Here is a 20,011-nt window from a genome sequence, read left to right on the forward strand (position 1 = left end):
AAAAATTACTGGATTGCATCAACGGTTGCTTTCAAAACCGCTGCACCCTGATCGTAGACTGCATTGCCGACAACAATTGTATCTGCATATTTGCTCATCTGTGCAGCCTTATCAGCAGAGTTGATCCCTCCCCCATAGTAAAGGAGGGATTTGTCAAGAGATTCTGATACCGCCTTAACAACAGCCGGATCACCATACATCCCGCTGTATTCGATATAGATAATCGGGAAATGGAAGTAGTGATCGGCGACAGCAGCGTAGGCAGCGACTTCTTCTGCATTCAGATCGCAGACCGCTTTAGTGACCTTCCCTACCGATGAGTTCGGGTTAAGTACAATATACGCTTCAGGAACAACCGCATCCCACGGGATATGACTTTTCTGCTGCTGTACCCATGCACGATGTTTACCTACAATCCACTGTACATCCATTGAGTTAAGGACGCTGGGAACAAAAACATAGTCGACCCCCTGCACGAGTACCGCCTCCGGTCCCGCCGGCTCCATCACGAGAGGGAGGTCATATGCCTTTACCTGTTTTTGTAACGCAGCAAGGTTCTCCTTTGTTACATTGAGGGTGCCCGAGAGCATGAGGGCATCGGTACCGCTTGCAGCGATGGCTTCTATGTCGCCCGGCTTTAGCTGTTTGTCAGGATCCAGTTTGGTCACATGCACCCAGTCTTTCCACTTCATCATAAACCAGACACTATTGGTTCTGCTTCCCCATAAACAGAATGGAATTCTTTTGATGGCGAATATAAGGTAATCAGCACGCGCACGTTCTTTGCACCGGTTTTACCCCCTTCGTAATAGCATAATATTTAACTGTTCAGCAGAAAGGAGGAACATACCAAGCGATCCTTATGAAACTCCAGCAAAAAACCGCGCTTATTTTTATTGCATTACTGATTATCCTCATGACGCTGGTCTGTGTTTTCTCCTCTATCGTAATATTATCCAGTTACGCCGATCTCGAACAGCAGTACACAGCAAAAGATCTTCAGCAGGCTGTAACGAGAATTGATGATGAAACCAATTCCCTGTCTACAATAGTTTCTGACTGGGGGCCGTGGGATGACTCTTATAACTTTGTAAAAGGAACGAAACCCGATTTCATTATTACCAACCTTGCTCCTGACACCTTCAATAATCTCCGGGTAAATGTTATCATTATTACAAACCGGAATGGTGATATCCTCTATTCCGGTGCATATAATTTCAGTAGCCGGATGATGGTAACGGTTCCGGATGATCTTGTGGATCAGCTTGGCCCGAAAAAACCTCTTTTAGATCTTTCAGATCCCCGGGGAGCGACCCAGGGTCTTATACTACTCGCCGATCACCCGATGATCATCGTATCCCGCCCGATAGTCAGAACTGATTTTTCCGGAGAACCCCAGGGTGTGGTGATTATGGGACGCTATATTGACAGCGAAGAAGTGAACCGGTTGGCCCGGCTTACCCGTCCCTCGCTCACGTTTTTCCGGGTGGATGACCCGGCACTCCCCCCTGACTTGTTGCACAATCTTCAGGAGCAAAAATCTGGAGATAAGGGGATAATCCAGCTGATTGACCGGAACACCATCGTAGGTTACGCGCTCCTTAAGGATATTTATGGCAGGGATGCCCTTATCCTCGGGATCAGCGATCCCCGCAGTATCTACCAGCAGGGTTTGTTGACTACGTTTCGGTTCATCGGGATTATCCTCATCGCCGGCCTGGTGTTTGGTCTGTTTGTCATGTTCCTGCTTGACAAGCTGGTACTCTGCCGGCTGAATAGACTGGTCATGCAAGTGCATGACATCGGCAACAGAACCCGAAAATCAGATCGGGTGGAAATCGGAGGTGAGGATGAGTTCTCTGGTCTTGCCTGGGAAATTAACCGGATGCTGGATACCATCGATACCGTTCGTCATAAGGTACAGGTCAGTGAAACACGGTTCCGTGAACTTGCTGAACTTCTCCCCCAGATCATTTTTGAGATAGATACAGAAGGAAATCTCCTTTATATCAATAAAGCGGGTGCCGAACAATTCAGGATTACCGAGAAGATGATCGAACAGGGAATCAATATCAGCGGTTTTTTATCTCATGAAAATATTGAACAGATGAAACGCGAACTTGAAGCAGTTACGGCGGGCTCACCTTCCCTTGGAGAAGTCTACACTATACAACGACCCGATGGGACCTTCCTGGAAGAAATCATCTCGACGTCACCTATTAAAAAGGAAGGAAAGGTTACCGGTTTCCGTGGAATTGTTGTCGATGTCACCGAACTAACAAGGCTTGGGGAACAACTTGAGGAAAGCACAAAACTGCTTACCTGTATCCTGCAGGCATCTCCGGTGGGTGTGTTCCGGCTGAACTCTTCCGGGCATGTCACCTTTGTCAACGAGACATTCTCGAAAATCACCGGAATCACGTTTGAAAAGATCCGGGGAACGAACTGGGTAGACATACTTCCGCAGGAAGAGCGCATTCGCGTGCTTGAGGAGATTGGCGAATCGATCAGAGAACAAAAAACGAGCAGAGTTGAAACCCGGTATATACACCCGGATGGAACTACCTACTGGCTTTTTGGCCAGACCGTCCCCCTCATCGATAAGGAAGGCAAATTTCACGGGTGGGTTGGCACGATCACGGATGTTACCGAGCAAAATAAGACCAGAGATGCACTTAAAGAGAATGAGGAGAAATACCGGGCGCTCACGGAAAATACCTCTGACATCCTCTTTTCCACAGATATGGACGGGATTATTACCTTTGTCTCACCGCAGGTCAATAAATATGGTTTCCTTGTAGAAGAGGTGATCGGGAAATCGCTTCGTATTCTTATCCATCCCGCGGATATCAACCGGGTAGAAAACAATATGTCCCGTGATCTGGAAAAGAATGCCCAGTTCGTTTCCCAGTTCAGGCTCGTGGACAAATGGGGCACAACTTACTGGTTCGAGGAAAAAAGTACCCTTCGGCTTGATATATCAGGAAAGCCGGTTGGGATTTATGGGATCCTGCGTGATGTTACGGAACGCAAGCGTGTTGAAGATGCGATCGATATCGCCAATAAAAAGCTGAACCTGATGAACCAGATCACCCGGCATGATATCCTCAACACGATTACCGGATTACTCGGGTGCGTGGATATGGCAAAAGCAACGAATTCTCTTGAAGAACGGGAGCAGCTGCTCAATGATATCAGGGATCTTACCCGGGTTATCCAGCGCCATATTACGTTTACCAGGGAGTACCAGGAAGTCGGTGTTCACCTGCCCCAATGGCAGAACGTTGATGTCATTCTCAACAAGGTATTGCAGAATTTTCAAAAATCCGGGATTGTCTTTTCCGTAGAATTCGAAAAGATAGAGATCTATGCGGATCCGTTACTGGAAAAAGTGTTTTATAACCTTGTGGAGAATGCGGTAAGGTATGGAATAAATCTCACTACGATCTCGATATATCCTCATATTTCCGATAAGGGTCTCTCGCTTGTTTTTGAGGATGATGGTGTGGGCGTTGAAGCAGGGCAGAAAAGCGAGATCTTTAAACGGGGTGTGGGAAAGAATACCGGCATGGGTCTGTTCCTGACCGCAGAAATTTTAGCAATAACCGGAATAACCATTGAAGAGAACGGGATTTTTAAGAAAGGAGCCCGGTTTGAGATCCGTATCCCGAACGGTACCTGGCGGTTTACCCGCGATTAAACAGGCGGTAAGCATATCAGGCAGATGCTCTCTTCATTATATATTGGAAGTGGGATTTCATGTCAGGTGAAAAAATCCTTATTGTTGAAGATGATGATATCATTGCCAAAGTGGCAGACTGGCGGTTAAAGAATCTTGGTTATACCGTCTGCGGTCGGGCCACCTATGCAGGGGAAGCCCTGGAACTCGTGGCGAAACACAAGCCGGATCTCGTCCTAATGGACATCAACATCCAGGGAAATATTGACGGTATCGAAACGGCAATGATGATAAAAAAAGGATCCAACATACCCATTGTCTATGTTACTTCCCATTCGGATGGGGCTACGCTTGAGCGGGCCAAAGCGACAAAACCCGATGGATTCATTATCAAACCTTTCGATGATAATGATCTTCGCGTAGCCATCGAACTTGCCTTAAAAAAATAGGTTAATAATCAGATCTGGATAATCGCTGTATCCTTCCTTTTCTGGATTGCAGCCTGAAAATCCTTTATTTTCTGAACCGTTATGCCAGTAGCAGCCGCAATGGTACCGGCATCTGCTGAAAGCAGGGTTGCAGTATTCGTGATTCCTGCCATCAGGAGTTTTTCAACAACGGAATCGGTGATCCCCCGGATCGCAAGCAGCTCTTTTTTCCCTTTTTCTATCTTGAGTTTCGGTATCTTTTTGGGCTGTGGTTTGTTTAAGAATGTGCAGACCAGATCCACATGTCGTTGCACGGTAGCGGGTGACACCCCTGCGAGTTTACTCAGGGCTTCAGGAGTGCGTTCACAGAACATCTCCGGCGTTATTATTCCCGCTGAAAGGTATTTTTTTAAGCTGACTGCGGGGATGCCAATGTCTTTGAGCACCTGCCCGTAATACATGAGCTTTGCTTCGGTGAGGATCTGTTCAGATTCTGCTTCACTCACCCCGGCTTTCTTTAATGTTGCAGCATCGGTGTGGGCAAGGCCGAACAGCTCGGTGATTCCGAGATCTTTTAATGCCGTGAGGATCTTTGCCGAGCTGCGTCCTTTCCTGGGTATAATGCGCTCACGCAGGAATTTTCGGCATTCGGACCGTCGGCGCAGTTTTTCAAGTACGGATCCGGCATCGCTGATGAGTTGTTGTGCTGCATCCATTGATATGTCGAGCCTTTTTGCCATCTGCTCGGGAGTACTGCGTGCTATCTCAGCTACCGTGTAGACGTGCTTTGCCTGGATCTTCGATGCAAGCACATCAGTCATGGATGGGATCTCGGCCAGTGATTCCTTGTTGGAGGTGATCTGGTGGCAGAGCGGGCAGCCGATATCCCACGGGCGGGCACCCTTTCGGACGAGCCGGACGAAGTTGAGCATGTGCTTTTCGCATATCTCATCAGTGCGTACTGCAAAGCCCCACTGCGCATTGGGAAGACCGATATTGAAGGTACAATCAGGATACCGGGAACAGCCGATGAACTGCGAATTGCCCCGCATGTGCTTGATCGCAATAGTGCCCCCGCAGACCGGACATTTTCCCAGGTTCATCTCTTCTGCTGTCCTTCCCCGGATATCATCACCAATCACCTGCTCATTTGCCTCCAGCTGATCAAATGCCCGGTGGAGCATCATCTGGGATTCCTTGATCACATCTTCCCGCGTCCGGGTGCTCTCTTTTATCTGCTGCATGTGGGATTCGAGCGTCTGGGTCATGTCGGGTTTTATGATCATATCCGCATGCTGTTCCAGGGATTCGATGACAGCCCGGCCTACAAGCGTGGGACGCAGGGGAGTGCCTTCCACGTACTTGCGCGACACGAGTTTTGCAATCACTTCGTGGCGGGTACTCTTGGTGCCAAGGCCAAGTTCTTCCATCATCTGGATAAGCTTGCTCTGCGTGAACCGTGCGGGAGGCTGTGTCTCTTTCTCATCAAGTGCAACTTTTTTGATCGGGAGATGCTCTCCGGTCACAAACGCCGGAAGGATCATCTCTTTTGCCTCGCTGAACGGGTAGACGGTATGCCAGCCGGGTTCGAGGAGTTGCCCCCCGGTTGCCGTGTACTCTTCCCCACCAGCGGCAAAGAGGATCTTTAACGTCTTCCACTGCGCATCGGGCGAGAGTGTTGCAAGGAAGCGGCGGAGCACCAGTTCGTAGATCCGGAATGCGTCGTCGCCTATCGCTTCGCGGGTGGCCGGGCCGGCCGGGTGGATCGGGGGGTGATCAGTGGAGGATTTCTTCCCCCGTGTCGGGACAGCCCGGCGGTTTGCCATGGTCCATTCCACCTCTTTTCTGAACGGGGAGTTCCGGATATCCTTTAATATTCCATCCAGGTCCAGGGACGGGGGATAGACCGTATTGTCCGTCCTCGGGTAGGAGATGTACCCGTTCATATACAGGTCTTCGGCGATCCGCATTGCATTGGCTGCGGAAAACCCAAGGCGTGCCGCTGCTACGATGTAACTGGTGGTATCAAATGGCGAAGGTGCCCGGTCCTGCTTGGTACCGGTTTTTATATCAGTGACCACGAGGGGTGCTTTTGTCCGGTCATGGGCGAGTTGCGCTTCGGCTTTTTCATGGAACCGCCCGTGGGTATGCCGGGTTTCAACGACCTCACCGCTCTTTTCTGTCAGGAGCGAGATCTGCCAGTACTTCTCAGGGACAAATGCTTCTATCTCTTTTTCCCTGTCCACGATCATGGTCAATGTCGGGCTCTGCACCCGGCCCACTGACAGAATGTTCTGCCCTCCACGTCGTGCAGCGAGCGAGATGAACCGGGTTAACGCTGCGCCCCACATGAGATCAATGGACTGTCGTGCTTCTCCTGCCGCGGCAAGGGCAAAATCGAGTTCCGTGGTGTGGGAGAAGGCATGCGAAAGTTCCTGCGATGTGATCGCGGAGAAACGAGCCCGGTCTACGATTACCTTTGGGTTGACCGCCCGGACCAGTTCGAATGCTTCCTTCCCAATCAGCTCCCCTTCGGTATCAAAATCCGTTGCAATGGTGACGCGATCTGCTTTTCTTGCCAGTTTCTGGAGGAGCGAGACGATCTTTCGTTCGGTGGGGATCTTGATGGTTTTTGCATCGATCAGGCTTCGGGGTTTATATTCTTCACTCCGCCAGTTGCTGTATCCCGGTACGAAGTCGATCTCGACCACATGTCCCCGCAACCCTACCGTCGTCGTATCGCCAAAACTGTAGGTCGACACACCGGCATCCTTGTTTTCGGCAATCTTTTTTCCATGCCCGAGGATCTCTGCAATACGGCGTGCGGATATGTTCTTTTCAGCAACGATCAGGTGCACGGTGATTACGCCTCCCGCTTGGCTAAGGCTTCAGTGAGGAGCCGGTTCAATTCGCCGGGATCTGCTTTGCCTCTTGTCTTTTTCATGACCTGCCCGACAAGGAAGTTGAGCGCCCCGTTTTTTCCTGCCCGGTAATCCTCAAGTGCCCTGGGATTTTCTGTTATTGCTTCTTCAATTGCATTGGTAATTGCACTGTTATCACCAGTTGTTTTTGTCAGGTTCAGGCGCGAGATGATTGCAGCAGGAGTCTCCATCGGTTCGTTTTTCAGGTATTGGTCGAGCATAACCCGGAGGACCTCAATACCGCTCTTGTCCGTGATGGTGCCCCTCTTCAGGATTCCCATAAATTCAGAAAATCCAGTAGCATCCACGCGGTCAAGGGTCATGCTGCGGTAATTCAACTCACCGATCAGGGTGTCAGCAATCCATGTGGCGGCAAGGGTTGAGAGCCCTTTTGGATCTGCGGCCACGACTTTTTCAAAGAAGTTTGCAAGTTTGAGTTCACCGGTCAGGGTGCGGGCGTGGTTCAATGAACAGCCATACTGTGCAATGAACCGTTCCCGGCGGGCATCGGGAAGTTCCGGCAGCACAATACCTGCCACCCATGACTGTACATGCAGGGGGCGAAGGTCAGGTTCCGGGAAATAGCGGTAGTCGTGTTCCTGTTCTTTTGATCGCGACGATTGTGTGATCCCGGTTGATTCGATAAAGTGCCGGGTCTCGCGTTCGATCCGCTGGCCCCGCCGTATCAGGTTCTTCTGCCGGGTGACTTCATAGGTAAGGGCCTTTTCTACCCCTTTATACGAGGTGATATTCTTGACTTCCACCCGCTCGTTTCCTTTGATCGAGATGTTTGCATCCACCCGCAGCGATCCTTCTTTGTCGCTGTCAAAGACGCTGAGGTACTCAAGCGTTGCACGGAGTTTGTTCAAAAATTTCCGTGCCTCTTTGGGAGAACGCATATCCGGTTCTGATACGATCTCGATCAACGGGATGCCGGCACGGTTGTAATCCACGAGCGAATACTTGCCCCGCTCGGCATTACCCATGTGGACGAGCCTGCCCGGGTCCTCTTCGACGTGGATACGGGTGAGCTGGATACGCCGTTCGCCACCTTCGTCACTCTCGATCTCGAGGTATCCACCTTCGGCAAGAGGCTTGTCATACTGGGTGATCTGGTATGCCTTGTCAAGGTCAGGGTAGAAATAATTCTTACGCGAAAATTCGGATTCGTGGAGAACGGTACAATTCAGTGCCTTTGCCACTTTCATCGCATACTCGATCGAACGCTTGTTAAGGACAGGCATTGCACCGGGAAGCCCGAGACAGACCGGGCATACGTGAGTGTTTGGGCCGTCGTCGCGATAATCGGTTGAGCAGCCGCAGAAGAGTTTGCTCTTCGTATCCAGCTGGCAGTGCACCTCGAGCCCGACAATCACCTGGTCTTCTCCCATTTAGTTCACCGCCTGCTCGTATGCATACGCAGCATCGATCACACACTCATCTTCAAAGGGCCGTCCCATGATCTGGAGTCCGACCGGCATATCATCAACTTTTCCGCAGGGTACTGAAATGGCCGGGATGCCGGCAAGGTTTGCCGGGACGGTCAGGATATCGGAAAGATACATGGAGAGCGGATCGCTCTTCTCGCCAATCTTAAACGCGATGGAGGGCATCGTGGGTCCTGCAATCAGGTCAACGTCTGAGAAGATCCGGGCGAAATCGGCTTTTACATTCTCGCGTGCAACCTGTGCTTTTGCATAGTACTTTCCGTAATATCCCGATGAAAGGGCAAAGGTGCCCAGCATAATCCTGCGGCGCACTTCAGTACCAAATCCAGCCCTGCGGACTTCCTTGTAGGCCTCGTGCCATGACTTCTTGGAATCTGCACCCGGGCCATACCGCACCCCATCAAACCGGGCGAGATTGGAACTGGCCTCGCACGTACAGGTGACATAGTAGGCGGCAAGCGCGAATTTCATGGAAGGGATACTGCATGGCACGGTGGTTGCACCGAGTTCTTCGAGCCGGCTGATGGCTGATCTGACGACACTGGCAACCTTCGGATCTACACCTTCGCCAAAATATTCCTGAGGTATGCCGATTCTTACCCCTTTCATTTCCGCAACTGGGGTGTGGGTGTACGGCCTGTCATACGTGGTGGAATCGTGACGATCTTTGCCGGCAATCACTTGAAGGAGGGTGGATACATCATTAACGGTCCGTCCCATCGGGCCGATCTGTTCGAGGGAATTTGCGTACGCGATCAGCCCGTAACGCGAAACCCTGCCATACGTCGGTTTCATGCCGACAATGCCGCAGAATGCAGCCGGGCAGCGGATGGAACCCCCGGTATCCGTCCCGAGTGCCATCCGGACCATATTGCCGGCAACCGCTGCGGCACTTCCCCCTGAGGATCCTCCGGGAACACGGCCGGTATCGCAGGGATTGAGGGTGGGGCCAAACGCGGAGTTTTCGGTAGTTGTGCCCATACCGAACTCGTCCATATTCGTCTTGCCCACGATAGCTGCACCGGCCTGCCGGAGCAGATCAACCGCGTGGGCATCGTACGGGGGGATGTAACCTTTGAGAATCTTTGACGCACAGGTGGTCTCGATTCCTCTGGTGGAGATATTGTCTTTCACCGCTACGGCAATACCGGATAGTTTTCCCTTACCAAACGGGGCTTTTTTGCATATGGCAAGAAAAGCATTGTACCGGTCATCGGGTTCGAATGCGAGCTCGTGAGATTCCACTACATCACCCGAGGTGCCTTGATGAACCCGTCTTCCTGTGCTGCTGCGTTTTTCAATACCTCGTCCCGGGGAAGGGAAGGTTCGACAACATCTTCACGCATGATATTGGTGAGATCGCGCGTGATTGTACTGTCCCCTTTGACCAGATCGAGCACGTCAAAATAGTCAAGAATTGCATTGAACTGGTGCGTAAAAGTATCCAGTTCTCCGGTATTGATGCCGATATCGGCAAGTTCCGCAATATGTTCCACGTCTTTTTCAGTGACCATGTTCCACCCTGCTTATGTGGTCTATGTAATCTTGCACGGATGTTTTATAACCATTTTTTCGGGCAAGACTTGAGAGTTCCTTTGCAACCCCGCTCCCGTACTGCATGGCTTTCTTCTCGTACCATGCGAGTTCCGGGCCGATGAAGCGTTCTGCGACCGTTCTTAAAGGTACCTTGCGGCGATTTCCCTGCACCTTTTCCGCAGCCGGGATCTTCCGTGCCGCGCGCACAACCCGCATATCCAGGTACGGCATGGAGAGGTACGTGCCGTGCAGCGCTGCAATCGACTGGTCACGCTCTGCCTGCATTTCCAGGCCGGCAAAATCCCGCAGAAGATCTGCTTCCAGTGTTTCAGTTTCAAGATACCGGGAATATCCCCCGAAGATCTCGTCAGCGGCCTGCCCGGTGATGATGCGATGGTAGCCGTGTTCTCCGGCCCAGCGCGTGATAAAATACTGGGTGAGTGCGATACCGGTATTGACCGGATCTTTTTTGGGAATTATTCCTATGACAACCGGTAGTGCTTCTGCGATTTCCGATCGGGGGATTTCCACTAATGTGCATCGCAAATTGAGCTCGTGTGCCGCATGCTGTGCCTGACGGAGATCATGAGAGCCTTTTAGACCGACTGCCATACACTCGCGGCCGGCAAGGCAGGCAACGAGAGTCGAGTCTACACCCCCGGAAAGCGCAATCACTCCTTCATCGCTGCGCAGTTTTACCGCGGTAACGATCGCCTCTTCGAGCGACATATCCTTAACCTCGGGAATGATTCTGCCGGTCATGCCATTATCGCAGGTGAAGGTGCCTTTGGGGCAGGAACCCTGCATTACTCCGAAGTGGTCCCGGGCGCGGCACCCGTTCCCGTGGACAAAAAACTCGCCGCCACACCGGAGCATGTCGGTGGGGTGCTCACGCAGTAATGTATCAATATCTGTGCGGGTGAGTCGAAATCCATCGAGTTCGATCCATCCGGCCAGTTCCAGTTCACTCATCGGTAACTCTTCATTATTTGATAGTTCACCTTCAAGAGCTCTTGCGTTCAGGCTAGTGTGCTTTATTTATGATCTTTATTACCATTTAGTGAATGCAATTCACTGATCCGTCATTGACCGGACCGCTGGTTTTCCCTCTTTTTCCTGACGAATCAAAACTCTTAAGTAGCAATCTCTCGTCTATACGTAACTGGTGTAATATAAAGTGCAGGCATCGATTGTAGCTCTTATCGCTGCGCTGGCAGGGATAATCATTCAAAAAATGGGAAATTCGAATTTTTTCACGATCATTGGGGATGCCTTCATCATGGGTGCCTTCATCATTGCCATTGTTGCCTTCCTTCTCTTCCTTAAAGTACGGTTCATTGGACATGATGTGGACGAACTTGCAGGATACCATCGATAAATATCCTATAATCTCCTGAAAATGTTTTAAAAAATTGTGCAGAAATATCTGTGTTCTAAAAAATAGCGGGTTCTTTTTGGCATGCATGATATGCGATTCCTTTTTGCGTTGGGCGATGAATATTATACCGCGCGAGGGTAGCCAAGCTCGGCCAACGGCGCTGGACTTAAGATCCAGTCCCGCAGGGGTTCATGCGTTCGAATCGCATCCCTCGCATTCTTCGTATTTTGCCCTTTCCTGATGTTTTTGTTTCTGGCTGTATTGCAGGAAAGGGAGTTAAAAAAAGAAAAGAGACTATTTTTTCTTTCCGCTTACCACTCCACAGCAGTGAGGGCATGGATGATTGCATCAGCAAATGCCTGTGAAGCAGCCGGGCCATTTGCCGTGATTATCCGTGCATCTTTGACAACCGGTGCATTCGTGATCACAGCACCCCCGATCTTCATTTCCCTGAATGATGCGGGGCTTTCAAAATAGGTTGCCTTTTTCCCTTTGAGAATGCCGGCACGGGCGAGTACGACCGGTGCAAGGCATATTGCAGCAATGACCTTTCCCTGCTGGTGAAAAATTTTAACAATCGGGATGAGCAGTTCATCCTCCCAGAGATGTGTCTGCGAGCCGGCACCTCCGATAATCACCAGACCATCGTATCGTTTGGGATCGATATCATCAAAAGAAAGTGCTGCTGTAGTTTTTGCCCCCATCATCCCGGTGCATGATCCACGGCGTGTGGAAGCGATATCAAACTCGATACCTGCTTTTAAAAAACTAGCAACGGGAACTGCCAGTTCCTCGTCCCGGTATTTTTCCGGTGCAACCGCGATCAGGATTTTCATATAATCCGAAATTACTTTTGTTCATATAAGTGTATTGGATCTCTGTTCATTGAAGAAATTAGGTAAAACAGGGAGATACATACCGGACTGAGCGTAGTATCGGTGTTATTCAAACAATTCCAAAGGGAATTTTAAATTCTGGGTACTCGTGTTTTTATACCAGCGATCTGTTCCCCAGCACTTATTGCGGGTTTTTGTTTCCTGATGATCACAGGATGAATCAGTTCATTTCCTGGTCATTGGTTTTGATGATCGCAACGACCCTTCCTACCTGACCCCCTTTAATCCTGACCTTAATCCCATGAGGGTGTGTCGGCGAGTTGGTGAGGATATCCTGAACAGTGCCGCGTGTCTTTTTCCCACTCCGCTGATCTTCCTTTAAGACGATATCAACTATGCTGCCGGGCTGGATGGCCAGACGGTTTCTGCCGTTATTTTGGTCTGGTATTGTCATTGCAGGGGTCCTGGAATGTGTTGGGAAAATGGTTATCCTGTTAATGGGCTAGAACAGAATTAAAATCATAGGGATATAGCGGGGACATTATACGTGCCCCGGTTGCTTTCAAGCGAACCTTTCATTACTGTCCAGCCATGATTTTCACCAAACATCAGGACCCCGATATCCGCTGCATATTCATTAAATTGTGGCTCAAAGATCTTCCAGCTGTTCTTTCCCTGCAGACTAGAAGTGATGCTGACAGATGCATCCATAGGTGCCTGGTAATCCGCGTACACCGGAATTAAATAGTGATAACAAACGGGATTTCCATTTACTTCAGAATTTTTGACAGGGCAATTTACTTTCTGCAATCCCTGGACCGGGCGGAACATAACACCCTGTTCAACCGGTGAATGGGTATTGATCACTTGTTTTGAACCTGTGTTCATTGAAAGCCTGATGGTAAATGGATGGGAAGGGCTGGTTTCCGGTGGCGGAACAATCGCGGGTGTGGTGATCTTTGCAACGGTTGCTTTTCCGGTATCAAACAGGGTTACCTTCCAGTCCGCTGGGACGCCCTCAATAGTATGTGCACTATATTTCGTCACCATGGGGGAATTTCCGGTATGATCTGCAGGAACCGGAATGAAGAGCGTCACATTTGAGAGCCGTGAATCTGTAGTAATCGTGCAGCTGTATTCATACGTGCTGGATAACGATGTCCGATATGCTTTCTCAACAAATCCTGTGTAGCACACACTGGCAACAAATGCTACCAGAAGAACGATGATCAATCCTGATGTGATCCTGATGATCTTATCCATGTTTTAACAACCCCCTATCCGGCATGTGCACCGGTATCCGCTTTTTGAGATTTAATTTGGGTGCTCCTGCCAGAATTCCGATAATGATGTATTGAGCTAATCAGATTGAATACCTGTCGCAGAAAATTATCTGATAAAAAAATGCCCTTTCGCGACCAAAGATCATCAGACCTTTATGGTTGCGAGAAAAAGTGAGTACAATGGCGCCCCCCCCAACCCTTGTGCTCCGGAATGTCTCTTTACCTTCCGGGCGTGTGGCGGATATTACCCTTGCTGCCGGGAAAGTTACGCATGTGGGCGCGTATAAGGGTTCTGCGGAACCGTGTGACTGCACCGGTTGTCTTGTGATCCCGGCCGCTGTTGATATGCACGTTCACATGCGGGGTGGTGTGCAATCAGCTAAAGAGGATTGGGCGAGTGGAAGCATGAGCGCTATCGCCGGGGGTGTGACCGTGGTTGTTGACCAGCCTAACACCCTTCCTCCCATTACCACGCCCAGTGCACTGGCAGAGCGCGTGCAGGACGCAAAAGACCATTCTTACTGCAGTTTTGCCATCAACAGCGGCGTCACTCCTGAAACCCCTCTGGAATTTATGTGGGAGGCGGGAGCCATGGCATTTGGCGAGACCTTTTATGCCCCATCGAGTTATGGTGACGCAATCGACGGGATTGCACTGGGTGCGGCGCTGGCCCGTATCCATAAACTGGACGGACTTGCAACCATCCATGCCGAACGTGTTGGAGATTCTCCCGATACAGATCTCGTATCGCACAATCGCATCCGATCTGCCATAGGTGAGGCAGAAGCGGTTCGTGCAGTGCAGTCCCTGAACTACAGTGAATGCCGGCTTCATTTCTGCCATATGAGTTCTGTCCGCTCGGTTGATGCCGCCACGGGTTCGGTTGAGGTAACTCCCCATCACCTGTTCCTTTCGCAGGAGCAATTCGAGAAAAACAATACCCTGGGGAAAGTAAATCCTCCTCTCCGTACTGAAATGGAGCGAAAAGGGCTCTGGGAGCGATGGGGACGGATCGATGTTATTGCATCCGATCATGCTCCCCACACGAAAGAAGACAAATCACAGGATTTTCCCGGTGCCCCTTCTGGCATTCCGGGGGTCGAAACCATGGTGCCCCTGCTGCTCGCACAGGTCATTGCCAAAAAGATTGATCTCGCATCTGTTATCGACAAAACTTCGTATGCCCCCGCCCGGTTGCTGGGAATTCCCCGCGCAGGATTTGAGATTGGGAACCGGGCAGATTTCGCTATCTACTCAAAAAAGCCCGAGCCGATACAGGCTGAATTACTGCACAGCAGGTGCGGGTGGACACCCTTTGAAGGGCATAAGGCCATTTTTCCCCAGATGGTGGTGATGAATGGTTCTGTTACGTATCTTGGAGGGGAATTCTCCCGCCAGGAACCGATATGGTTTGCGGGAAAAGGTTTCAAAGATACTCATTGACGATAAAAAACGGGCTGATTGAATCACCATGAATTGTCGGTTTTTGTTCCATCCCCAAGTGCTAAATATCTATGAACCCGATGTATCTGGTGCCGATACAGCGCAGCCATAGGTCCCCGGGTGATCGATTGACAAGCGTCTGGATGTGATCCATGGGACAACCCGGTTGCGCGACAGGCATACGCCCGGCAAGGGTTTAAACACAGGTGAAGAACGGCAGCAGCCACTGGTGATCCATGTGCGTTTATGCCGGGCAACATTCTTATTAACAGTTTACCTATGCCCGATATCGCGGATGCTCTTTTGGAAGAGCGGAACGGTACGATTATTTCTATCGATGTTACTGCCGGAGCCAAGGCTGAGCTCTTCCCTGCAGGATATAATGAATGGCGAAAAGCTATCGGCTGCCGGGTTATGGCGCATGCGCTTGAAGGAAAGGCAAACAAAGCCATCCTCACTCTGATTGCTGAAACACTCGAACTACCGGTGTCTTCGATAAGTATCCAGTCCGGTGCTACATCGTCGCAAAAACGCGTGCTGGTCGCGGGTGTTACAAAAAAAGATCTTCTTTTACAGCTCCAGTCTCACGGCAGATGAATGGGCTGCCTTTTTGAATACACGATACCCTTGAAATTTTATTTTCCAGGTCTGCTTTATTAACGATTCACCATTGATTTTTCTCATATATGTTAAAAGCATGCCCTTTAAGTAATTTTACGGGATATATATAACATATACCTATGATCAGGCATTTCATTCATCGCATGATACATGGGGGTGCGTTTACGTGTATTCACCGGATACTACCAAGTACCTTATTCACATCAGCCTCACAGCAGAGGGGGTGGTCGAGAAACCCGATGTAGTTGGTGCCATTTTCGGGCAGACTGAAGGGTTACTCGGCGAAGACCTGGATCTGCGGGATCTTCAGAGAACAGGACGTGTCGGACGAATTGATGTCCAGATAACGAGCAAAAAAGGCGAGACCAAAGGTGAGATTTTGATCTCTTCCTCGCTTGACCGTGCGGAAACGGCAATTCTTGCCGCATCGCTTGAGACGATCGACCGTGTTGGTCCCTGCGTAGCGCATGTGGTAGTCGAGTCAATAGAGGATATCCGCGTCAGCAAACGAAAGATGATAGTCGAGCGGGCAAAGGTGCTGCTTATCGAGCGGTTTGATGATGGCACCATCGACAGTGATGAGTTGCTCGATGATGTCCGTGAGTGTCTCCGCATGGAAAAGATCGGTTCCATTGGCGAAGAGAAAGTGCCTGCAGGTCCCAATGTGCTGGAATCGGATGCCATTATTGTTGTTGAGGGCCGGGCAGATGTACTGAATCTTCTTCGCTACGGTATAAAAAATGCCGTTGCTGTTGAAGGAACAAATATTCCAAAGACCGTTGTCGAGCTCTGCGAGAAGAAGACGGCGACTGCCTTTTTCGATGGGGATCGTGGTGGCGAATTAATCCTGCGGGAGCTGCTGCAGGTCGTTGACATCGATTTTGTCGCTTTCTCCCCAAAGGGAAAGAGTGTCGAGGATATGACCCGGAAAGAGGTCATCAAGACATTGCGCAACAAGGTGCCCGTGGAATATGTCCGTGACCAGTATTTTGAAGATGCAGCCGAACTCCCAGCCGAACTCCGTATCACACGGGGAGGTGTGGATGAATCGGATGCTTCCGGCAAAAAGATCCGTCATGTTTCCCCCTCAAAGCGTACTTCTGATGGCACAAAAGGGCCCCTGACACTCCGGGACCACATCGATGATGTAAAAGGTCACAGTCTTGCCCGGTTTCTTACCGACGATCTGACTGTTGTAAAAGAACTGCGCCCGGATGAAGTGGAAAAAGCGATAGAAACTCTTGATGGCACGGTTAGCGGGCTTGTTGTTGATCGTCCTGTTGACCAGAAACTGCTTGACCGTCTTGTCTGGAAAGGTCTCTCCTATGTTGCGGCAAAAGATTTCAAGGGTGTTATAAAACGACCGTTATCAATCCAGTTGATGAAAATGGGTCTATAATCCCCACGCAAATTTATTTATCCTGCACAAAACCATGTTACTGTCTGGAGTGGTTGAATGCACAAAGAGGAACTGATCAATCTTCACAAGATGCTCGCAGAAGTCAAGGAGTATTTTGAAGAGATCAATCCTGAACTGAAATTTACCCAGTATACTTCATTAAAGATTACTCCTTCCCAGCAGCACAAGAGCAAGATGGAGCATAAGTACGCAATATTTGTGCTGGGGACAGAAATTGCCAATGCGATGAAGGAAGTCGATTATTCCTCTTCAAGCCGGATTTCAGCACGCATGAAGGAGCTTGCTGATAAGACGCTTAAAGAGATGGATGACTCTTAAGTTCTTTTTTCACTCACAATTTCGAACGGTTATATTGTGAGATAATATCGTTGGATTACCCGCCGTTTGCAGGTGCCAAACCGTGAAAAAATGTTAAGTCCCTTAAGAGCGGATGATCGCACATGCAGTATTTCACCGATACCGAGAAATCCATTGATCTCCGGGAATTAAATCGGGCAATCGAGACTGCATTTGCTGATCACGGGAACGGTCTTGTCCAGATGCCCCCGAAAGTATACGTGACCCTTCCTGAAGGGGATTTCCGGACAATGCCTGCGTATCTTCCGTCCCTCTCTCTTGCTGGTGTAAAGGTAGTCAATGTTCATCCCGGTAACCCGGCACGAGGTCTTGTTACGGTGATGGCGCTGACGATAATTCTTGATATTGCAACAGGTGCGCCCGTGGCAATTCTCAACGCAACAAAACTGACTGATATGCGCACCGGTGCTGCGGGTGCAGTTGCAGCAAAATACCTCTGTCCTAAAAAAGAGATCGTTCTTGGACTGGTCGGTACAGGGAGGCAGGCAGAAGCACAATACCGGGCAATTTCGCAGGAATTTGATATCGGGGAGATTAAATGCTGGAGCCGTAATTCCCATCACGCAGAAAAATTTGCACAGGAAATTACGGCTCATGATGCCCGCAGTGTACCGGTGGAAAAAGCCTGCGACTGCGATCTCCTTGTTACAACAACCCCATCTCATGCACCCGTTGTCATGAATGAGTGGGTGCAGGAAGGAACCCATATCAATGCCATCGGCGCTGATGCTGCGGGAAAGCAGGAACTCGATCCTCTCCTGCTCAAACGAGGACTTGTCTTTGTTGATGATATGTCCCAGGCGGTTCATTCTGGAGAAGTAAATGTGCCCATAAGTCAGGGGATTTTTACGACGGAAGAGATCAAAGGGACTCTTGGTGAAGTTGTTATTGGCATGAAGCGACGCGGGCGATCGGATCAGATTACCATTTTCGACTCAACGGGACTGGCAATTCAGGATCTGGCTATTGCGGCAATCGCGATGCGTAACGGACGGGCAATAGACCTTCCGTTTCCCTGATTGCACACTCTAAAAAAATTGTAAGAAGAGAATCTCTACTCTTTCAGTTTTTTTGCATGTTTCTTCCAGACCTGTTCCCGATAGACCGGCCCGCTGTTATAAGTACAGAATGGTATAAGGGTGCCGTCAGGTGTTGCATAGTGTATGCAGCACCGCTGGACCCGGTCGAGATCATAATTGTACCGGTCCATGAAATGCATGGTGCCGATAAAGAGCGCATTCCAGTGGAATTCCCTGAGCGCATCGAAGTTCTGTCCGATCAATGTTTTTCCGATAATCTTCCAGAATTCAGCGGTATTTCCGTGCTCTCCCTTCTGCACGGAATCATGCATGTTTTTCACGCCTTCTAGCAATGCCTTGTATTTGTTGATGGCGCCACCTTTTTTGATAGTCTCCGTCATCTGTTCGATCGATTCAAAGAAACTCTCCACATCTACCATCCGGTTTACCGGTACGATACCTGCTTCCTGGACAAACACGTAGGTAGCGGCACCGCAGTGAGGGTGGGCGGTGAAACGCACCTGGGGCTTACCGGTGTATGCTTCAACCAGATCGGAGAACGGGAGTACGCAGGGTATGGGATAAAAGTCATCTTTTTTGATGATCCCCTGCGTCTGTGTCTCGATATCCGCCAGGACTTCAGGAATGGTGATACGGGATTTTTTAATATCGTCATCACTCGCTGCACCGGTAAATGCGACCGGCTGGAAATTCACCCCGCGGATTACCGAAATGTTATCTACGGCAAACCTGATGATATCCCCAACCTCGTGATCATTTTTACCGCGTATTACTGTAGGTACAAGGACGATGCCAAGCTTCACCCGATTCAAATTCTCTATGGTTTTTAAGTGAATTGCCAAAAACGGGTTTGTTTTTTGAGTTACGCCATCGAAATGCAGGTATACCGTGTTAAGTCCGGCATCCTTGAGTTCCTGCGCATAACCCGGTTCTTTTGCGAGACGCACACCATTGGAAGCGATCTGGACCTGGGGAAAGCCAATCTCTTTTGCCTTTTTGATGATCTTTGCCAGATCCTCTCTCATGGTAGGCTCGCCCCCGGAAAACTGTACTGCGGGAGCAGGGACCGGCTTTTGATCCCGGAGAAGTGTCAGCATCTTTACTATCTGATCAAAATCAGGCTCATAGACAAACCCGCAGGCACGTGCGTTTGCAAAACAGAATTCGCAATCCAGATTGCAGCGGTTGGTGAGATCAATATTGGCAAGCAGGGTCTGGGAGTGATGGTTATTGCAGAGTCCACACGACGAAGGGCAGTTTTCTGCCGGAGCTATATTCTGGGGATTTGATACCCCCGTGCCTATGGTGTCATACTTTTCAAACCGGTGATACATCACGGGATCTGACCAGTAGAGATTCCTGAAATTCCCGTGGTCCTTGCACGTACTTTTCAGCCAGATCTTTCCCTCTTCTTCCACAACCTCCGCATCAACAACGGTATTGCATGAGGGGCAAAGACTTCGGGTATTTTTTATCAGCATTAATGTCCACCCGGTACTCACGAATTTTGGTTAATCCCACTGTGAGTTACCTTAATGTTTTTGTCTGCTCTTTATTAGAGATATTGGAGTGCACCATTATTAGTATTGATTTCTTCATAATACCGTTGCTTTCAGCGGTC

General features: G+C 49.9%; 18 protein-coding genes and 1 tRNA gene. 9 read left to right on the forward strand and 10 right to left on the reverse strand.

Going from position 1 to position 20,011, the window contains the following annotated elements; genetic code table 11:
* Positions 1-5: 5 nt before the first annotated feature.
* Complete coding sequence (locus tag WC593_05460) at positions 6-692, reverse strand: phosphoglycerol geranylgeranyltransferase (GenBank protein MFA4824590.1); 687 nt, start codon at positions 690-692, stop codon at positions 6-8.
* 170 nt (positions 693-862) lie between these two features.
* Between WC593_05460 and WC593_05465 the strand changes: the two genes are divergently transcribed.
* Entirely contained in the window at positions 863-3,700 is a 2,838-nt protein-coding gene (locus WC593_05465) for a PAS domain S-box protein (protein MFA4824591.1), read from the forward strand.
* 59 nt (positions 3,701-3,759) lie between these two features.
* Entirely contained in the window at positions 3,760-4,128 is a 369-nt protein-coding gene (locus WC593_05470) for a response regulator (protein ID MFA4824592.1), read from the forward strand.
* A gap of 8 nt (positions 4,129-4,136) precedes the next feature.
* On the opposite strand, the gene WC593_05475 is transcribed toward WC593_05470, so the two are convergent.
* The 5 genes from WC593_05475 to WC593_05495 are packed head-to-tail and all read right to left on the reverse strand — an operon-like array spanning position 4,137 to position 10,984.
* On the reverse strand, positions 4,137-6,965 hold the full coding sequence (locus WC593_05475) for a DNA topoisomerase I (GenBank protein MFA4824593.1): 2,829 nt from the start codon (positions 6,963-6,965) through the stop codon (positions 4,137-4,139).
* 5 nt (positions 6,966-6,970) lie between these two features.
* On the reverse strand, positions 6,971-8,419 hold the full coding sequence (gene gatB, locus WC593_05480) for an Asp-tRNA(Asn)/Glu-tRNA(Gln) amidotransferase subunit GatB (GenBank protein ID MFA4824594.1): 1,449 nt from the start codon (positions 8,417-8,419) through the stop codon (positions 6,971-6,973).
* On the reverse strand, positions 8,420-9,721 hold the full coding sequence (gene gatA / locus WC593_05485) for an Asp-tRNA(Asn)/Glu-tRNA(Gln) amidotransferase subunit GatA (GenBank protein MFA4824595.1): 1,302 nt from the start codon (positions 9,719-9,721) through the stop codon (positions 8,420-8,422).
* Positions 9,721-9,990 (reverse strand): Asp-tRNA(Asn)/Glu-tRNA(Gln) amidotransferase subunit GatC, encoded by a 270-nt coding sequence (gene gatC, locus WC593_05490; protein ID MFA4824596.1) that lies wholly within the window; start codon positions 9,988-9,990, stop codon positions 9,721-9,723. Before gatC ends, gatA begins: the two co-directional genes overlap by 1 nt.
* Positions 9,980-10,984 (reverse strand): asparagine synthase-related protein, encoded by a 1,005-nt coding sequence (locus WC593_05495; GenBank protein MFA4824597.1) that lies wholly within the window; start codon positions 10,982-10,984, stop codon positions 9,980-9,982. Before WC593_05495 ends, gatC begins: the two co-directional genes overlap by 11 nt.
* Before the next feature lie 205 nt (positions 10,985-11,189).
* Between WC593_05495 and WC593_05500 the strand changes: the two genes are divergently transcribed.
* Both WC593_05500 and WC593_05505 read left to right on the forward strand, forming a co-directional pair.
* Entirely contained in the window at positions 11,190-11,390 is a 201-nt protein-coding gene (locus WC593_05500; protein ID MFA4824598.1) for a hypothetical protein, read from the forward strand.
* A 131-nt stretch (positions 11,391-11,521) separates the two neighbouring features.
* Positions 11,522-11,606 (forward strand) — tRNA-Leu (locus tag WC593_05505).
* A 95-nt stretch (positions 11,607-11,701) separates the two neighbouring features.
* Here the strand turns inward: WC593_05505 and WC593_05510 are convergent.
* The 3 genes from WC593_05510 to WC593_05520 form a co-directional block, all read right to left on the reverse strand.
* Positions 11,702-12,226 (reverse strand): DJ-1/PfpI family protein, encoded by a 525-nt coding sequence (locus tag WC593_05510; protein ID MFA4824599.1) that lies wholly within the window; start codon positions 12,224-12,226, stop codon positions 11,702-11,704.
* Between the two features lie 220 nt (positions 12,227-12,446).
* Positions 12,447-12,680: a YwbE family protein gene (locus WC593_05515; GenBank protein MFA4824600.1), complete on the reverse strand. Its 234-nt coding sequence runs from the start codon at positions 12,678-12,680 to the stop codon at positions 12,447-12,449.
* A gap of 65 nt (positions 12,681-12,745) precedes the next feature.
* Complete coding sequence (locus WC593_05520; GenBank protein ID MFA4824601.1) at positions 12,746-13,489, reverse strand: hypothetical protein; 744 nt, start codon at positions 13,487-13,489, stop codon at positions 12,746-12,748.
* Positions 13,490-13,689: 200 nt separating this feature from the next.
* Here WC593_05520 and pyrC point away from each other — a divergent pair, with 200 nt between their 5' ends.
* The 5 genes from pyrC (at position 13,690) to WC593_05545 (ending at position 18,369) form a co-directional block, all read left to right on the forward strand.
* Positions 13,690-14,952 (forward strand): dihydroorotase, encoded by a 1,263-nt coding sequence (pyrC, locus tag WC593_05525; GenBank protein ID MFA4824602.1) that lies wholly within the window; start codon positions 13,690-13,692, stop codon positions 14,950-14,952.
* 279 nt (positions 14,953-15,231) lie between these two features.
* Positions 15,232-15,549, forward strand: a complete 318-nt coding sequence (locus WC593_05530; protein MFA4824603.1) for a DUF167 domain-containing protein — start codon at positions 15,232-15,234, stop codon at positions 15,547-15,549.
* Positions 15,550-15,739: 190 nt separating this feature from the next.
* Positions 15,740-16,972 (forward strand): DNA primase DnaG, encoded by a 1,233-nt coding sequence (gene dnaG / locus WC593_05535; protein ID MFA4824604.1) that lies wholly within the window; start codon positions 15,740-15,742, stop codon positions 16,970-16,972.
* 57 nt (positions 16,973-17,029) lie between these two features.
* Positions 17,030-17,311, forward strand: a complete 282-nt coding sequence (locus WC593_05540; protein MFA4824605.1) for a UPF0058 family protein — start codon at positions 17,030-17,032, stop codon at positions 17,309-17,311.
* Positions 17,312-17,433: 122 nt separating this feature from the next.
* A complete protein-coding gene (locus WC593_05545) occupies positions 17,434-18,369 on the forward strand; it encodes an ornithine cyclodeaminase family protein (protein MFA4824606.1) in 936 nt (311 codons plus the stop codon).
* 35 nt (positions 18,370-18,404) lie between these two features.
* On the opposite strand, the gene WC593_05550 is transcribed toward WC593_05545, so the two are convergent.
* On the reverse strand, positions 18,405-19,871 hold the full coding sequence (locus tag WC593_05550; protein MFA4824607.1) for a radical SAM protein: 1,467 nt from the start codon (positions 19,869-19,871) through the stop codon (positions 18,405-18,407).
* Positions 19,872-20,011: the final 140 nt, after the last annotated feature.

The organism is Methanoregula sp. (assembly GCA_041645435.1).
In the GTDB taxonomy this organism is placed as follows: Archaea; Halobacteriota; Methanomicrobia; order Methanomicrobiales; family Methanospirillaceae; genus Methanoregula.

What these genes read in the sequence shown, in the direction of transcription:
- WC593_05510 (MFA4824599.1), bottom strand. Translation starts at nt 12,226, where the DNA reads ATGAAAATCCTGATCGCGGTTGCACCGGAAAAATACCGGGACGAGGAA.
- gatC (MFA4824596.1), bottom strand. Translation starts at nt 9,990, where the DNA reads ATGGTCACTGAAAAAGACGTGGAACATATTGCGGAACTTGCCGATATC.
- WC593_05515 (MFA4824600.1), bottom strand. Translation starts at nt 12,680, where the DNA reads ATGACAATACCAGACCAAAATAACGGCAGAAACCGTCTGGCCATCCAG.
- WC593_05470 (MFA4824592.1), top strand. Translation starts at nt 3,760, where the DNA reads ATGTCAGGTGAAAAAATCCTTATTGTTGAAGATGATGATATCATTGCC.
- WC593_05495 (MFA4824597.1), bottom strand. Translation starts at nt 10,984, where the DNA reads ATGAGTGAACTGGAACTGGCCGGATGGATCGAACTCGATGGATTTCGA.
- WC593_05550 (MFA4824607.1), bottom strand. Translation starts at nt 19,871, where the DNA reads ATGCTGATAAAAAATACCCGAAGTCTTTGCCCCTCATGCAATACCGTT.
- WC593_05460 (MFA4824590.1), bottom strand. Translation starts at nt 692, where the DNA reads ATGAAGTGGAAAGACTGGGTGCATGTGACCAAACTGGATCCTGACAAA.
- pyrC (MFA4824602.1), top strand. Translation starts at nt 13,690, where the DNA reads ATGGCGCCCCCCCCAACCCTTGTGCTCCGGAATGTCTCTTTACCTTCC.
- gatB (MFA4824594.1), bottom strand. Translation starts at nt 8,419, where the DNA reads ATGGGAGAAGACCAGGTGATTGTCGGGCTCGAGGTGCACTGCCAGCTG.
- WC593_05545 (MFA4824606.1), top strand. Translation starts at nt 17,434, where the DNA reads ATGCAGTATTTCACCGATACCGAGAAATCCATTGATCTCCGGGAATTA.
- WC593_05540 (MFA4824605.1), top strand. Translation starts at nt 17,030, where the DNA reads ATGCACAAAGAGGAACTGATCAATCTTCACAAGATGCTCGCAGAAGTC.
- WC593_05465 (MFA4824591.1), top strand. Translation starts at nt 863, where the DNA reads ATGAAACTCCAGCAAAAAACCGCGCTTATTTTTATTGCATTACTGATT.
- WC593_05520 (MFA4824601.1), bottom strand. Translation starts at nt 13,489, where the DNA reads ATGGATAAGATCATCAGGATCACATCAGGATTGATCATCGTTCTTCTG.
- WC593_05530 (MFA4824603.1), top strand. Translation starts at nt 15,232, where the DNA reads ATGCCCGATATCGCGGATGCTCTTTTGGAAGAGCGGAACGGTACGATT.